This window comes from Kitasatospora sp. NPDC092286 (genome assembly GCF_044755565.1).
Taxonomy (GTDB): Bacteria; Actinomycetota; Actinomycetes; order Streptomycetales; family Streptomycetaceae; genus Kitasatospora.
Genome location: NZ_JBIVRD010000019.1, coordinates 143,826 through 157,235, shown reverse-complemented (window position 1 = coordinate 157,235; position 13,410 = coordinate 143,826). Strand labels below are relative to the sequence as shown.

Here is a 13,410-nt window from a genome sequence, read left to right as displayed (position 1 = left end):
GAAAGCCGTGTGCGGGAGAACTGCATGCACGGTTTGAAGCGGCGGGGACTGGAAACGGAGCATCGCCCACCGCGCCAGTCCCCGACCCTACTCAGACATCGCCCTGCCGGGCAATGACCTCTGGATCTTCGACGGTGACAAGGTCCTGTTCAACCACTTCACCGGTACAGGCGATTGGGCGATGCCCGGCCTTGAACTGCGGACCGAACCAGCAGTCGTAAAGCTCTGTGTGGCCGCGTTCGAGACCGTTTGGGAACGCGGCGTCCCTCACGAGAAGTACAAGGTCTGATCTACGGCGACACCGGATAGCCGGCTCATGTCTCTGTCGCCGTCTTCGTCTGCTCAAGCAGCTCGCGAAGCAGTCGCTAGAAAGCTCCGAACCCTCAAAGGCGAAGCTCGACTCAAGGGCAGTGAGTTGGCCGCCCGGTGTGGCTGGAGTGAGTCCAAGGTCTCACGAATCGCCCACGCGAAGACCCCACCGTCCGATGACGACGTTCTCCGGTGGTGTATGGCCTGTGGCGCGGAGGACCAGGCCGCAGACATCATCGCAGCCAATCGCCAGGCCGACGAGATGTACGTCGAGTGGCGCAAGGTCCACCGAGACGGGATGAAGTACGCCCAGGACAGCGAGATGGAAGAGCTGGAGCGGACACGACTGACCCGTGTCTACTGCTCCAATGTGGTCCCGGGGCTCGCGCAACGAAGCGGCTACGCTACAAGCCTGATGGCGGCCATCACCCGGTTCCAAGGGACGCCGGACGATGTCGGCGCCGCCGTTGAGTCTCGGGTCGCCAGGTCGAACCTGTTCCGGCGGGCAAACCATCAGTTCGCGATGGTCCTCGAAGAGACCGTGCTGCGCTACCCCTTCGGGGGCGCCCAAGCCATGCGCGAGCAACTGATGTTCCTGCTGGAGATCATGAGGCTCCCCCGCGTCAGCCTCGGAATCATCCCCGCCGGCGCGCCCCGCGAGATGTGGCCCCTCGAAGCCTTCTACATGTACGACGATCGCCAGGTGACGGCTGAACTCCTATCAGCTCTCGTCAACATCACGACTCCTGGGGAGATCGCAATCTACGAGAAGGCTTTCAAGATTCTTGCCGGAATGGCTGTCTACGGGCCTCAGGCTAGAGACCTGATCCAGCAGGCCATCCACTCTTTCGAGTGACCTCATGCAAGACGGCGCAAGAAACTCGCACTGCCTGTGTGCCGTTCCCTACGGTCTTGTCCCACACCCCCGCCAGCTCGGCGAAGGAGGAGGGATATGTCCGAGGTTCTGTCCTACAAGGAGATGCGGCCTCTGCTGCGCGCCAACGGCAGGAGGGCGGTAGGGAACCCGTTGCTCGACTACGACCCTGGCTGGTTCAACCGCGTTGTGGCGAAGCGCCCCGTCGGCTGGCCGCCGTGCACCTGCAACAGCTCCAACTGCCCGGGCCGTGTTCCACCGTCGGTGTAGCCGATGAGCACGGCCGCGAACCACGCCGAGGCTGACGAAGCCGCCCGGGAGTCGCCCACCGACCCCGGCCCGTTCGAGCCTGACAGCACTGACGCCCAGAGGGTCAACGCCTTGCTCACTGAGGGCAGGCGCAACCGGCACCATCACTGAGTCGCCCACAGGTGACTCGTGCACAGAGCGGAGGGCATCAAGTGAACACAGCCCACCTCCTCAGGTCGCCAAACATCGTGCTGTCAAATGCTATTGACGATACGTTGGATGTACTGCGCCCCCGCATCAGGGAGGCCTGCTGCCGACCGAATCGTTTTCACCGTCGGCACCCAGATCAACGGCCGCCCCCACATCGGGACTCACCTGGTCCAGAGCCTGGCGTTCCTGCTCGCCGAGCACGCCCGAGACGAGTTCGGCATCGACGCGACCGTGGACTTCACCGCACTCGACAACGCCCCGGCCAAGACCGTCAGCCACGTCGGCCGGAAGTACCAACTGACATATCACCATCTGCTCACCAACCGCGGCATCCGCGCCCTGGTCACCGAGCACTACGCCCAGCTGATCGACGCGATGACCCGACACACCGGGATCGAGTACACCGTCAGCACCTACACTGAGCAGCAGGTCAGCCCCGAGTTCCGCGCCGAGTTCATCCGCACCCTTGAGCACCTGGACGAGATCCGATACTGGCTCTCTCCCGCCAGCGGCACCGCGCACATCCGCCTGCCCTGCCCGGTCTGCGGCTGGGCGGAGAAGTACGCCGACCGTACCCGACGGCTGGAACTGGACGACAGCGGAGCCTTGTTCGAGGCGGTGTGCTTCGACCACGGTCGGTACGAGGCCGACATCACGCCGCTCGGTGGCGGCTACATCGACCTGGCCACCCTGTACCGCAACGTGGTCAAGGAACGGTCTTACCGGTCCGATGACGGCGCGCTTCACGTCATGGTGAAGGGCGGCGACTGGGCGCCCGGTTGCCAGCTGGTGGACGGAGCGCACGCCGCCATCGGCGAGGCCTCCGGCCCGCTGCCCCTTCGCATCTTCGCCCCTCAGATCCTCGGCAGCGACGGAGGGAAGCTCTCGAAGAGCCTCCTTCGTGAAGCTGCCGACGCCGGACTCGTGGTGGAAGGCGTCCCCTCCAGGTGGCTGCTCGACCCCTCCGACTGGCCCGGCACCCACGCGGACTACGTGAACGCGCTCTCGGGACTCGGCGAGCTGATGCTGAGCAACCCGAGGCACTTCTACCGGTCCTACACCACGACCGCATTGGAAGCCCTCATGACCACCCGCCAGCCTGCCCAGTCCCAGTCTCAGGCGCATGGCCGTCCCCGCAACATCCAGATCTACAAGCAGTACTTCGACCTGATCGCCAGTGGCGAGAAGACCGTTGAGGTCCGCGTCGCCTACGACTCCATGAAGCGGATCAAGGCCGGCGACCTGCTCAACTTCACCTGCCGGGAAGAGCAGTGCCTGACCCGGGTGACCCGGGTCGGGACTTACCGGACGTTCAAGGAGATGTTCGGGACCGAGGACGTGAAGGCGGTCAACCCGCGCGCGACCGAGGCCGAGCAGCTGCGAGCGATTCAGGCGATCTTCCCAGCGGCCAAGGAAGCCCTCGGAGTCATCACGTTCGAGATCGAGAGGGTGAATCCCGATGCGTAGTGACAGGCGGAAGGTGCTGGTCGTTTGTAAGGGAAACCACTGTCGTTCCCCGATCGCAGCCCTGATCATCGCCGAGCGATCCGGAGGGGCACTTGACGTGCGGTCGGCGGGCATCCGCAACTGGCACGTGGGCAAGCCCGCGCACCCGCTGATGATCGAGGCCGCCGCCGCGTTCGGCTACGACCTGACCGAGCACCGAGGCGCCGCGCTCGACGCGGAGCTTCTCAAGTGGGCTGACGACCTGATCGCCATGGACGACGAGACCGCCCTTGCCGTCGAAGTGCTCGCCGGTCCGGACCGGCCGGTGAGGATCCTGGCGTCGGGCATCGCCGACCCGTGGGGCGGTGGCCCCGAGAGCTTCGCCGAAGCCATCGTGGAGATCCAGGAAGCCGCAACACTGTTCTACGCGGCATAGGCCGCCCGTGGCCGCCCCGGCGTCCGTCGTTCCCCCGTGGCGGATGGCCGGGGCACCATCACGTCCACCAGCTGTCTCCGAACCCCTCGGCAGACGCTGTTCCTGGAGATCAACGAAGCCACCGAGGTGCCCGGCACCGTCCATGTGCGTGATTTCAAGGACAGAAGCGGTCCGCAGCCGGCGTTCGCCCCGGCGGCCTGGCGGGCATTCGTCGAGTTCGCCGCCGCCGTCGAAGTCTGAGCGGCTTCCCTCAGTGGCCCGTCGCCAGTGCCGCATCGGACAACGTTTGCCCTGTTGTGACTAGGACTCAGCGTTTGAGGGGCGCGTTGGCAAGGGGCCCCTGTTCCAGCCAGGTTCCGTCGCGCATGATGACTCGTCCGGGTAGTTCCTGCTCGCCTCGCCAAGCACGCACCGTCTTCGGCACCACGCGCACATACAGGTACGACCCTTCCTCCGCGCGTGGGTCCCACCCGAACTTGTCGGCGAACGCCTGGGCTGCATCTGCGGGCACATCCTGGGCCGAGAAGCCCTCCGCCTCACCCTGGAGGAGCACCACATCGAAGGTGTCCGGCAGTGCCAGTCGTACGCGCGGTTCTTCGCGGACGTTGCGCGCAGTCACTGAAGTGCCGCTGGTGCACATCCACGCTGCTCGCCCGTCCCACAGGAACCACAGGGGTACCTGGTGCGGCCCATGCTCAGGGTGGGCCGTCGACACCCATACGTCCCGCTCGGCGATGAGCCGTTCCAGAGTGTCGCGTACCCGCTCCGCCGTCTGGCGCTGAATGCTTGCCGTGGTCATGATCGGCGATCCTAGCCACCGGGTTTCAGGTGCGCATGAGGCGCGCGACCTACGTCCAGCGGCCGACGAACCACTCAGCCCTCGCCCCGGGGCGGCCAACGGGGTGTTCGGCGTGGACAGCGGAAGTGCCCGGTCACATGACGCGTCGCCCCGGTGATCGCCGGCTCGGGTGTCGGCCTGTCAAGCTATGCCGCCCGGCTCGTCCGGCTGCCGGTCCCTCAGCTGGTCGATTGTGCTTCCGCCGTGATCGGCACCGGGCTGCCCAGGGCGTTGCAGTCCGGTGACACGGAATGCTCTATTCCGTCGATTGCTCGCACTAGGTTCGGTCGTGCAAGCCGCCGCATTGCCTCGCGGTTCCCGCACGAAAGAGGTTGGCAGTGTGCGCGCCCTCACCCCGTACTGCGCTCAGGAGAACCCGCATGTCCCCCTTGACGACCCGCCGCGCGGCCACCGTTCGCACGCTGGCCGGCACCGTCCTGGCAGCCGCTCTGATCGTCCCGGCCGCGACAGCCTGCAGCTCCGCGTCCGACGCGCACGGCACTACCGCGGCAACCACGCCTGCCGCGCCCGTCACGCCTGCGCCCGTCACGCCTGCCGCGCAGGGCACCGTCGCTCCGGCCACCGCGACCGGTACGCACAGCACCACCGCACCGGCTGCCCCGCCCGCTTCGCCGGCCTCGCCCCGGGCCACCGCGCCGGCCACCACGGCCAAGGCGAAGCCCCCGGTCCACACCCAGCCCCTGGTGGACGGCAGCACGGCCGAGGTCCAGGAGATCGGGGCCCAGCACTACGTCGCCAGGATCGTCCACAACGGTGATGTCCTCGCCACGCTGGAGACGACCGACTCCGACGCCGGACTGGACGCCAACGACATGTTCGTCGTGCTCTCGCTGGACGGCCAGGTCCACTCCTGGATGGGCGGCGGGCACCAGGGACCGGGCACGTTCAAGCTCGCGGGCGGTTGGACGGCCAAGGTCACGAAGATCGGCGAACTCCGGTACCGCGCGCAGATCCTCGGCTACGACAACGCCGTGAACGGCACGCTGGAGTCGAACCAGCAGGACGTCGGAGGCGTCGCCAACGGCGTCTACATCGTGCTCACCGCCGGCGGCGAGATCAGCGCCCACATGTAATGAAGCACTACTGGGCAGCGGCAGGTCACTGACGTACCGTCAATGGGCCGTGCTGTCCCGGGACGGGGGAGCCATGAGCACAGACCTGGTGTGGTTCAAGAGCAGTCACAGCGACAACGAGGGCGGCCAGCGCAGGCCGATCCGGCGCATCCGCAGCTTCAGGCCGCCCGGGGCTGGGCCGCCTGGGCGCTGGTCATGAACGCCCGGGTGGCGCAGGCGCTGGAGCTGTTCCAGGTGATGGGTCGCGAGGTGGCCGGCCCCTGGCGCTACTACGACGATCCGCAGGAGGCCTTCGACCGGATGCGCGAGATCGCCGTGCAGGCGATCGCTCGGGCGAAGGCCTAGGTCGTTTGCCCTCGGCGATTCCACCAGCTGGAGCAAAGGGCGACTGTAGATCAGGTGGGCGGGTGCGCCTGGTCCCACGGCACCACCATGGGGGGACGGATGACCGACGTCGAGGTGCGGTGGCGCGGATGGCCGTCGAGATGGCGCATCTGCAGCTCCATGTACGGCGTGGCCTCCCGACGCGCCTTGAAAAAAGTTACGGGCCGTTGTCAATCCGGCCCCGTCAGGTTCGACATCATGATGTGTGGTGCCTCGCCACACGATGACGCGACAAGACCTGACGAGGAAACACGTGAATCAACTGCTCAGAGTCATGAACTTCAACGTCTCGAGTGACGGAATCGGTGCCGGTGAGCACCAGAGTCTCGACAGACCGTTCGGCTATGACCACCCCGAGAAGCTGTTCGCCTGGGCCGGAGCCACGGCGAGCTGGCCGATGCGCACGGATCCCGGGGGGAGCCGGGGCCTCGACGACTACTTCACGCGAGACTTCGCACGCAACATCGGTGCCGAGATCATGGGCCGCAACAAGTTCGGGCCCCAGCGCGGGCCCTGGCAGGACCACGAGTGGCGTGGCTGGTGGGGTGACGAGCCCCCGTTCCGCACTCCGGTGTTCGTCATGACTCACCACAGGCGTCCGTCGTTCACGCTCTCCGACACCACGTTCCACTTCGTCGACGGCGACCCGGCCACGGTCCTCGAACGGGCGCGGGAAGCGGCGGAGGGCAAGGACGTCCGACTCGGTGGCGGGGTTACTGCCATCCGGCAGTTCCTTGATGCCGACCTCGTCGACACCATGCATGTGGCGGTCTCGCCGGTGAAGCTCGGGTCCGGGCTGCGACTCTGGGAGTCCCCCGATGAGCTGCTCGACCGGTTCCACCTGGAGGTCGTGCCCAGCCCGAGCGGCGTTACGCACCACCTGTTCTGGCGGAGGTGACCGCGAGGGCCCACTCGGGATGCCGGCGCGGTGGATGTCGGCATCTCATTGACATCCTCTCCGTGCTTCAGCGCGGGGAGGATGTCAAATCACCGGCGAGAACCGACCTGTCCCACGCAGCCCGCACGGGGACGCACCCGACGCCTACTCGTCGGAGCGCTGTCGATGGCGCTGCTGGCCGGGGTGTGCGTGTTCGCCGCGCCGGCCAGCATCGTGCCCACGTCGTCGCAAGCGGCGGCCGGCGACCCGTTCGATTTGGCGGATCCGGCGGATCCGGCGGATCCGCAGGTCCTCGCCGTTGCCCTCGAAGAGGACGTCGCCGGGGGCGTTGGTGCCATCTGCTTGGATGGCGGACATGAGCGACGCCGCGCAGATGTGGATCACCGCAGTCCCCCCGTTCGGGCCGGACGAGCGCGGTGTCCTGATCGGGATCGACCTCCAGACCGACGACCCCGGTCAACTCGTGATCTCCGCCCTGACCGACCGGGGGCACGAGGGCGAGGAGGGCGTCTTCTACCTTCTCCCGGACGACCTCTGGGCCCGGTACGAGCGGACCGGCGACCGGCTCGCCGTCCGCGTGCTGGCCTGGCCCGAGTCGATCGACCAGCAGCTGGCGGGGGGCGACGACGCCTTCCGGGAGGCCGTGGCCGGTCTGCGGCGTGACGACCTCGTCGACGGCCGGGTCACTCTGCTGCGCCGGGAGATCGAGACGGACTTCCTCGCCGCCCCCGAGCAGGGTGTCCTGCTCGTCGAGCATGCCGGCCGGGCGACGCTGCCGGAGCTGTTCGCCGCGTTCGAGCAGGGCGAGACCGGGTTCGCGGTCATCGGCGCGGACTGATGGGCGTCTTCCGGGACTTGGCGGCGCGGTGCGGGAGCCGGACGCGGCCCGACCGGCTCCCGCCGCGCCCTGGTGGACGGCGTGACGGGAGCCGGGTGTGCCGGGCGGCTGCGGTCAGCGGGTGACGTTCCAGACCAGGCTGCGGGTGAGCGCGGGGGTCAGGGCCGGGTCGATGACGGACGGGGTGGGGTCGGTCGCGACGGCGCTGAGCTTGTGCGTGGTGGGCTTGGAGCCGGCCTTGCCGAGGTCGGACATGGCGATCGTCCTGCGGTCGCGCAGGGCCGTCACCTCCTTGCCGTCGAGGTACCAGCGCAGGCGGGTGCCGGAGACGGGGAGGTCGACGGTGAGGCGGTCGGTCGCGGTCAGCCGGGTGGTGGTGGGCGTGGCGCTGGAGAGGGTGGAGGCGTGGCGGTAGAAGCCGGCGATCATCGCCTCGCGGCCGGGGAGGTTGAACTCGCGTCCGAGCGACCGCATGACGGAGTTGTCGGTCGGCCGGTAGAGGCCGGACGGGTAGTTACTGGCGCCCGCGTAGGCGCCGACGGTGCCGCCGTCGGGTGAGGTGCGGCCGAGCCAGCGGTACCACTTGGCCTGGTCGTGGCGCATCCGGTCGGCGGTCAGGGTGGTGATGTTGGCCTGGGCGGGTTCCGCGCCCTTGTAGGGGCCCTGGCCCTCGGCGACGTACTCGTCCGCGAGCTTGCCCAGGGAGTGGCCGGTCTCGTGCACCGCTATCTGGCCGGACGCGCTGTTGCCCCCCGCTACGGTGGCGATGCCCTCGTAGCCGAGCGGGGACTGGATGCCGCTGTAGCCGGCGCCGCCGTACTTGGCGGTGTTGGCGACGACGATGACGAGGTCGGCCTGCGGGGCCTTGGCGGCGTAGCCCTCGACGGCCTTGACGTCCACGCAGAGCAGCCGCTCGATGTTGCTGCACCAGAAGTTCGAGCCGAGCGCGGTCTTGCGGACGGTGCTCTGCTTCGGGTCGCCGGAGACGCCCGACTGCGCGGAAACGGCGTTCACGGCCCACACGTTGAACAGTTTGCGGTAGCTCGCGTAGGGCTCGACGGCGCTGATGTCCTTCCACTTCGCGGCGGCGTCGGTGCGGAACTTGCCCTGCTCCGCCGCCGTGTAGCCGTCGCCGATCACGACCACGTCCAGTTTGGTGTCCGTGCTCCCGTTGTTGACGATCGAGGTGACGGTGCCGTCGCCCGCGGCGGCCGCGGCCATGGACTGGGCGCCGACGAACGGGGAGGCCGCAGGGACCCTGGTCCGGCTGATGGCGCCGTCCTCGGCGAAGACCTCGACCTCGGGATCCTCCAGGGGCGCGGTGATGCCGATCGGGGCGGCCGGAGCGGCGACCGCGGGGCCGACGCCGATGGCGATGCCGGCGCCGAGGGACGCCAGCGTCGTGGCGCCGGCCAGGAGGACCGAGGTGAACCTGCTGTTGCGCAAGGGAGTTTCTCCGAATCGGTTGGCAGCGTCGAGCGGTGACGAGCGGGCGTGACCGTGCGGTCGGCCGACCCGGCATCCCGGGGGGGGCCGGTACGGGACATGCCTTGCACCTGACAACACCGAAATGACGGAGCGTCGGCCAACTGACGGTCATGGCGCGCCCACCACCTCACTGGTGGATACGGGCGGATCCGCTCGGTCGGTTCACCCTGTGCTCGACAGTGGCAGCGCCTCAGGGAGGTCGCTGCCGCCGGGAGTGCCGTCAGCCGAGCGTCTTGCGCATCTTGACCGAGGTCGTCTCGTAGCCGAGCGACTCGTACAGGCCGCGCGCGCCCGTGTTGAACCCGAAGACGTTCAGGCCGAGGGTGCGCGCGCCCTGGGCCCGGGCGTACTCCTCGCCGAGGAGCATGGCCGCCCGGCCGAGGCCCCGGCCGCGGTGGTCGGCGTCGATCGCGATGTCCCACACCCACCAGGCGCCCGCGTCGTCGCTGGTGTCCGGCCCGATCCAGAGGTGGCCGACGGCCGCACCGGCGTCGTCGAGCACGTCGAACACCGCGTGACCCGGCGTCGGTGCCCCGGACGGGAAGGAACGGGCCATGCCCTCCTCCGCCAGCCGGTGGGCGTCCTCGGGGGTGTGCCCTGCGGCCACGAGGTCTTCGGCGTACGCGGTTCGGCTGCGGTCGAGCCAGCCGGGGAGGCGGTCGGCGTGCAGGTGGCGGAGGGTGGGCACGGGGTCAGCCTCCCACACCACCCGTCGCGGGCCTCACCTCGCCCCCCGGGCCGCCGAACCCCGGTGTCAGCCGCGCCGCTCGGCGAAGGGGCCGCCGGCGGTGAAGGCCAGCCCGGCGAAGCGTTCGCCGATGCGGCGGTGGGTGGCGGTGTCCGGGTGGAGCTGGTCGGGCAGCGGCAGTTCGGCGAAGTCGGCCTGGCCGTACAGCTCGCGGCCGTCGAGGTAGTGCAGGTTCGGGTCCTCGGCCGCCCGCTGCGCCACGATCCGGGCCAGTTCGTCCCGGATGACGCCCAGGGCCAGCTTCCCGTTCGCGCGCTCCGCCGGATCGCCGGCCGCCCGGAACCGTATCTGTCCGGTGCTCATGCCGCTGAAGTCCGGGGCGCTGGGGCCGGGCGTGTCCTCGTGGATGGGGCACAGGATGGGCGAGGCGACCAGCAGCGGTGCGGTGGGGTGGCCTTCGCGGACGGTGTCGAGGAAGCCGTGCACGGCGGGGGTGAAGGCGCGCAGGCGCATCAGGTCGGTGTTGACCAGGTTGATGCCGATCTTGACGCTGATCAGGTCGGCGGGGGTGTCCCGCAGGGCGCGGGCGGTGAACGGGTCGAGCAGGGCGTTGCCGCTCAGGCCCAGGTTGATCAGCTCCACACCGCCGAGGGAGGCGGCGACGGCGGGCCAGATCGCGGTGGGACTCGCGGCGTCGGAGCCCTGACTGATCGAACTGCCGTGGTGCAGCCAGACCTTGCGACCCCGGTCCGGCACGGGCTCGACGGGGGCGTCGGTGCGCAGGGCGATGAGTTCGGCGGTCTCGTTGTGCGGCAGCCAGATCTCGACGTCCTTGACGCGGTCGGCCAGGCCGGTGAAGCGGACGGTGCCGGGCGGGCCGGGCTCGGTCGTGGCGGTGCGGGCGGTCATGTCGATGGTGAGGGTGTTGCCGCCGGTCACGGTGGACTGGCCGGCCGGGCGGCCGTCGACGAGCAGGTCGTACACGCCGTCCGGCCGGGGCGGGGCGCCCACGTAGACCCGCTTGGTGGGCAGCGTGTCCAGCTCGACGGCGGTGGCCCTGGTCCGGAAGACCAGCCGCACGCCGGAGGGCTGGGATTCCGCCATGGCGAGCTGCCCGTCGGTGTACTGGGCGCGGGCCCGGGCGGGGAGCCGGTGCGGCAGCACCCCGTGCGCGGTGCGCTCCAGGTCGAGCGCGCCACGCAGGAGGTCCGTGGTGACGGGCGTGGTGATCCAGTCGTGCTCGGTGGTGTGCATGATCTCAGCCTATTGATCGGAGTATTCGGAAGGTCCGGAGGGTTCTGCGTCCTCGGCGGCTCCGAGGTGCCGGTGCGCGTGGTCAGGGCGCGCGCGGCCAGGGCGTGGGCCGGTTCCGCAGCGGGGCGTCGGGCGCGTCCAGGACCCGGGTCCAGGTGTCCTGGGTGTCGGGGCACTCGGGGCCGTGGACCACCATGACCGGCCGCGGATCCGGGCCCGTCCGCCAAAGGGGCGGACGGGCGGGTTCTGTGCGGGTGTCCTCCCCGGCCGGTACCGCTCGCGCTGGTACGACGGTGCGGACAAGCCAGGGGGGTTGCGCAGAGACGAGGTAGCCCAGCGCCATGTCCCACCACCTCAGCGGTCCCAGCCTTCGCTCCCCCCGGGGCGACGCCCGGCTCGACCTCACCGACCTCTTCGCCTTCCCGGCCTCCGACGCCTCCGGGCGCACCGTTCTGATCATGAACGTGAACCCGTACGCGCCCACCCGGGCCGCCGAGTTCCACCCCGACGCGGTGTACCGGATCAACATCGACAACGACGGCGACAACCGCGCCGACGTCGCCTACTCCTTCGTCTTCTCCGCCCCTGACCCCGCCCCGGGCGCAGGCACCGGAGGTCAGACCGTCACCGTGTACCGCGCGACCGGCGGCGCCGCGCAGAAGCACGAGGCGGGCGGGGAGAAGCTCTTCGCGGACGTCCCGGTCGCCTTCGGCGACGCACCCGACATCGCGGAGGCGGGCGGCTACCGGCTCTCCGCCGGCCTGCGGAGCGACCCGTTCTTCGCCGACCTGGAGGGCATCGTCAACAACTTCCAGTGGACCGGCAGGGACGCGATGGAGGACGCCAACATCTTCGGCCTCGCGCTCGAAGTGCCCGACGCGGACCTCGGCCCGGACCCGACGATCGGCGTCTGGGCGCGGGTCGGCCTCCACGTGGACGGCCAGTTGCTGTCGGTGGACCGGGGCGCCCACCCGTCCCTCACCGCGTACTTCAACGCCGAGGAGGTCAAGGACGCCTACAACGCGGGCGAACCGGCCGACGACTGGGAGAAGTACCGCGAGGCGTGGACGGCCGTGCTCCAGCACGCCGGCGACTACACCACCCAGGCGGCCACCGAGACGCTGAAGCTCGTCCTGCCCGACATCCTCCGCTACGACCGCTCCCGCCCGGCCGGCTACCCCAACGGCCGCACGCTCAGCGACGACGTGACGTCCGCCCGCCTCACCATGGTCTCCGGCGGCAAGGTCACCAGTGACCACATCCCCCCGCACGCCGACCTGCTCCCCACCTTCCCCCACCTCGGCCACCCGCACCCGGTCAAGTGACCCCCGGGGGCTGCCCGTTCACCCCGGGCAGCCCCGCCCGGGGCGTATCCTCCTGGCGAAGCCCTGGGCGGATGGAGCGATCCAGCTGCGGGGTATATAGATTTCTGTATAGTTGTGAGCGTGAGCGGTCCATGGCAGATCGAGATCGAGCCGGAAGTTCGGCAGTGGCTGGAACTCCTCCCGGACACCCAGTACGACAAGGCTGAGCGGGCGGCCGACATGCTTGCGGCCCAGCCGACCACATTGGCGGAGCCATACTCCCGCCATCTCGGTGGCAAGGTGCGTGAGCTGCGATTCACCATGGACGGTACTGCCGTGCGGATCACCTACTGGCTTGCCCCTGACCGGCGCATCGTATTGTTGACGGTGTTCCGAAAGACGCGGCAGCGTGAGGCGGTCGAGGTCGAACGCGCCCGGCAGGCGCAGAAGGTGTGCGAGGCGGACCACGGTCCTGCGGAGCACGGCTATGACCGGAGCAAGGAGGAGAGTCCGTGAACCACTCCCAGTGGAAGACCCGTCGGACCAGGATGCTCCTGGGGGAGTCGGTCGAGGAGTCCTCGGCCTACGTGGAAGCCGGGTACGCGTTCGCGCTGGGTCAGGCCGTGTATGACCGGCGGGCGGAACTCGGCCTGTCGCAGACCGAACTGGCGCGGCGAGCGGGCATGACCCAGCCGCAGATCTCGAACATCGAGGGCGGCGACTCCGTGCCGACTCTGCCGTTGCTGACCCGTCTCGCCAAAGCCCTGGATGCCTCCCTGACCATCGATCTGGACGGCGACACCTCGGCCTTCGCCTTTTCCGCACACCACCGGAGTTCGTCCGGCGAAGCGTCGCCGGGTGGGCGCTCAGCGGCTTGAGGTCCGGGCCGGGAGGCTGCGGTGCGATGTCCACCTGCCTCCCGGGGCATGGGCGCTCGGCCACCAGCCACGTCTGGGCAGGGTGCGGGGCGGGTGGCCGGGGGGCGATCCGGGGCCTCACCCCTGTGGGGACCGTCTGGCCAGCCTTGGCTGGTCACCGTCGCGAGCGACGTAGAAATTGCCGAGAGACGGGGGGTCTCGGTGCCCCGCCATTGGATGACG

At 69.3% G+C, this 13,410-nt stretch carries 17 protein-coding genes and 1 pseudogene; 13 read left to right on the top strand and 5 right to left on the bottom strand.

Translation table 11 applies throughout. From position 1 onward, the window contains the following. Nucleotides 1-82 precede the first annotated feature (82 nt). From ACIQIB_RS21040 to ACIQIB_RS21015, 6 genes and pseudogenes are all read left to right on the top strand, one after another. A pseudogene (locus ACIQIB_RS21040) lies at nt 83-289 on the top strand (DUF6879 family protein); the annotation flags it as partial. A gap of 27 nt (nt 290-316) precedes the next feature. Further along, nucleotides 317-1,165, top strand: coding sequence for a helix-turn-helix domain-containing protein (locus tag ACIQIB_RS21035; RefSeq protein WP_400759645.1), 849 nt, complete (start codon nt 317-319; stop codon nt 1,163-1,165). Nucleotides 1,166-1,261: 96 nt separating this feature from the next. Beyond that, complete coding sequence (locus ACIQIB_RS21030; protein WP_400759643.1) at nt 1,262-1,453, top strand: hypothetical protein; 192 nt, start codon at nt 1,262-1,264, stop codon at nt 1,451-1,453. A 258-nt stretch (nt 1,454-1,711) separates the two neighbouring features. Continuing rightward, nucleotides 1,712-3,109, top strand: coding sequence for an ASCH domain-containing protein (locus ACIQIB_RS21025; protein WP_400759642.1), 1,398 nt, complete (start codon nt 1,712-1,714; stop codon nt 3,107-3,109). Next, nucleotides 3,102-3,524 carry a low molecular weight phosphotyrosine protein phosphatase gene (locus ACIQIB_RS21020; protein ID WP_363604389.1) on the top strand — a complete coding sequence of 141 codons (423 nt, stop codon included), beginning with the start codon at nt 3,102-3,104 and terminating at the stop codon, nt 3,522-3,524. The genes ACIQIB_RS21025 and ACIQIB_RS21020 overlap by 8 nt, the downstream gene beginning before the upstream one ends. A gap of 36 nt (nt 3,525-3,560) precedes the next feature. Next, the gene (locus ACIQIB_RS21015) at nt 3,561-3,764 is read left to right on the top strand and encodes a DUF397 domain-containing protein (RefSeq protein WP_400650024.1); all 204 of its coding nucleotides are present in this window, start codon (nt 3,561-3,563) and stop codon (nt 3,762-3,764) included. 67 nt (nt 3,765-3,831) lie between these two features. Here ACIQIB_RS21015 and ACIQIB_RS21010 read toward each other — a convergent pair whose 3' ends face one another. Beyond that, nucleotides 3,832-4,323, bottom strand: a complete 492-nt coding sequence (locus ACIQIB_RS21010) for a pyridoxamine 5'-phosphate oxidase family protein (protein ID WP_400759639.1) — start codon at nt 4,321-4,323, stop codon at nt 3,832-3,834. Between the two features lie 419 nt (nt 4,324-4,742). Between ACIQIB_RS21010 and ACIQIB_RS21005 the strand changes: the two genes are divergently transcribed. The 3 genes from ACIQIB_RS21005 to ACIQIB_RS20995 all read left to right on the top strand — a co-directional run bounded on the left by ACIQIB_RS21005 (nt 4,743) and on the right by ACIQIB_RS20995 (nt 6,738). Further along, nucleotides 4,743-5,456 (top strand): hypothetical protein, encoded by a 714-nt coding sequence (locus ACIQIB_RS21005; protein ID WP_400759637.1) that lies wholly within the window; start codon nt 4,743-4,745, stop codon nt 5,454-5,456. A gap of 90 nt (nt 5,457-5,546) precedes the next feature. Beyond that, nucleotides 5,547-5,801: a hypothetical protein gene (locus ACIQIB_RS21000; RefSeq protein WP_400759635.1), complete on the top strand. Its 255-nt coding sequence runs from the start codon at nt 5,547-5,549 to the stop codon at nt 5,799-5,801. A 292-nt stretch (nt 5,802-6,093) separates the two neighbouring features. Beyond that, on the top strand, nt 6,094-6,738 hold the full coding sequence (locus ACIQIB_RS20995; protein ID WP_400759668.1) for a dihydrofolate reductase family protein: 645 nt from the start codon (nt 6,094-6,096) through the stop codon (nt 6,736-6,738). Between the two features lie 144 nt (nt 6,739-6,882). On the opposite strand, the gene ACIQIB_RS20990 is transcribed toward ACIQIB_RS20995, so the two are convergent. Continuing rightward, complete coding sequence (locus ACIQIB_RS20990) at nt 6,883-7,095, bottom strand: hypothetical protein (RefSeq protein WP_400759633.1); 213 nt, start codon at nt 7,093-7,095, stop codon at nt 6,883-6,885. Between ACIQIB_RS20990 and ACIQIB_RS20985 the strand changes: the two genes are divergently transcribed. Next, a complete protein-coding gene (locus ACIQIB_RS20985) occupies nt 7,094-7,576 on the top strand; it encodes a hypothetical protein (protein WP_400759631.1) in 483 nt (160 codons plus the stop codon). The two genes, ACIQIB_RS20990 and ACIQIB_RS20985, sit on opposite strands and share 2 nt — an antisense overlap. Before the next feature lie 114 nt (nt 7,577-7,690). Here the strand turns inward: ACIQIB_RS20985 and ACIQIB_RS20980 are convergent, their stop codons facing one another. The 3 genes from ACIQIB_RS20980 to ACIQIB_RS20970 all read right to left on the bottom strand — a co-directional run bounded on the left by ACIQIB_RS20980 (nt 7,691) and on the right by ACIQIB_RS20970 (nt 11,006). After that, the gene (locus ACIQIB_RS20980) at nt 7,691-9,022 is read right to left on the bottom strand and encodes a M64 family metallopeptidase (protein ID WP_363604403.1); all 1,332 of its coding nucleotides are present in this window, start codon (nt 9,020-9,022) and stop codon (nt 7,691-7,693) included. Between the two features lie 262 nt (nt 9,023-9,284). Further along, complete coding sequence (locus ACIQIB_RS20975; RefSeq protein ID WP_400759629.1) at nt 9,285-9,752, bottom strand: GNAT family N-acetyltransferase; 468 nt, start codon at nt 9,750-9,752, stop codon at nt 9,285-9,287. A 66-nt stretch (nt 9,753-9,818) separates the two neighbouring features. Next, a complete protein-coding gene (locus ACIQIB_RS20970) occupies nt 9,819-11,006 on the bottom strand; it encodes a GDSL-type esterase/lipase family protein (RefSeq protein ID WP_400759627.1) in 1,188 nt (395 codons plus the stop codon). A 341-nt stretch (nt 11,007-11,347) separates the two neighbouring features. Here ACIQIB_RS20970 and ACIQIB_RS20965 point away from each other — a divergent pair, with 341 nt between their 5' ends. The 3 genes from ACIQIB_RS20965 to ACIQIB_RS20955 all read left to right on the top strand — a co-directional run bounded on the left by ACIQIB_RS20965 (nt 11,348) and on the right by ACIQIB_RS20955 (nt 13,188). Continuing rightward, entirely contained in the window at nt 11,348-12,331 is a 984-nt protein-coding gene (locus tag ACIQIB_RS20965; protein ID WP_400759625.1) for a DUF4331 family protein, read from the top strand. A gap of 120 nt (nt 12,332-12,451) precedes the next feature. After that, the gene (locus ACIQIB_RS20960; RefSeq protein WP_400650001.1) at nt 12,452-12,826 is read left to right on the top strand and encodes a type II toxin-antitoxin system RelE/ParE family toxin; all 375 of its coding nucleotides are present in this window, start codon (nt 12,452-12,454) and stop codon (nt 12,824-12,826) included. Next, nucleotides 12,823-13,188 (top strand): helix-turn-helix domain-containing protein, encoded by a 366-nt coding sequence (locus ACIQIB_RS20955; RefSeq protein ID WP_400759623.1) that lies wholly within the window; start codon nt 12,823-12,825, stop codon nt 13,186-13,188. The genes ACIQIB_RS20960 and ACIQIB_RS20955 overlap by 4 nt, the downstream gene beginning before the upstream one ends. Nucleotides 13,189-13,410 lie beyond the last annotated feature (222 nt).

Bases quoted from the DNA above. Each gene is read 5' to 3' on its own strand.
- ACIQIB_RS21035 (WP_400759645.1), top strand. From the start codon at position 317: ATGTCTCTGTCGCCGTCTTCGTCTGCTCAAGCAGCTCGCGAAGCAGTC.
- ACIQIB_RS21030 (WP_400759643.1), top strand. From the start codon at position 1,262: ATGTCCGAGGTTCTGTCCTACAAGGAGATGCGGCCTCTGCTGCGCGCC.
- ACIQIB_RS21025 (WP_400759642.1), top strand. From the start codon at position 1,712: ATGTACTGCGCCCCCGCATCAGGGAGGCCTGCTGCCGACCGAATCGTT.
- ACIQIB_RS21020 (WP_363604389.1), top strand. From the start codon at position 3,102: ATGCGTAGTGACAGGCGGAAGGTGCTGGTCGTTTGTAAGGGAAACCAC.
- ACIQIB_RS21010 (WP_400759639.1), bottom strand. From the start codon at position 4,323: ATGACCACGGCAAGCATTCAGCGCCAGACGGCGGAGCGGGTACGCGAC.
- ACIQIB_RS21005 (WP_400759637.1), top strand. From the start codon at position 4,743: ATGTCCCCCTTGACGACCCGCCGCGCGGCCACCGTTCGCACGCTGGCC.
- ACIQIB_RS20985 (WP_400759631.1), top strand. From the start codon at position 7,094: ATGAGCGACGCCGCGCAGATGTGGATCACCGCAGTCCCCCCGTTCGGG.
- ACIQIB_RS20990 (WP_400759633.1), bottom strand. From the start codon at position 7,095: ATGTCCGCCATCCAAGCAGATGGCACCAACGCCCCCGGCGACGTCCTC.
- ACIQIB_RS20970 (WP_400759627.1), bottom strand. From the start codon at position 11,006: ATGCACACCACCGAGCACGACTGGATCACCACGCCCGTCACCACGGAC.
- ACIQIB_RS20965 (WP_400759625.1), top strand. From the start codon at position 11,348: ATGTCCCACCACCTCAGCGGTCCCAGCCTTCGCTCCCCCCGGGGCGAC.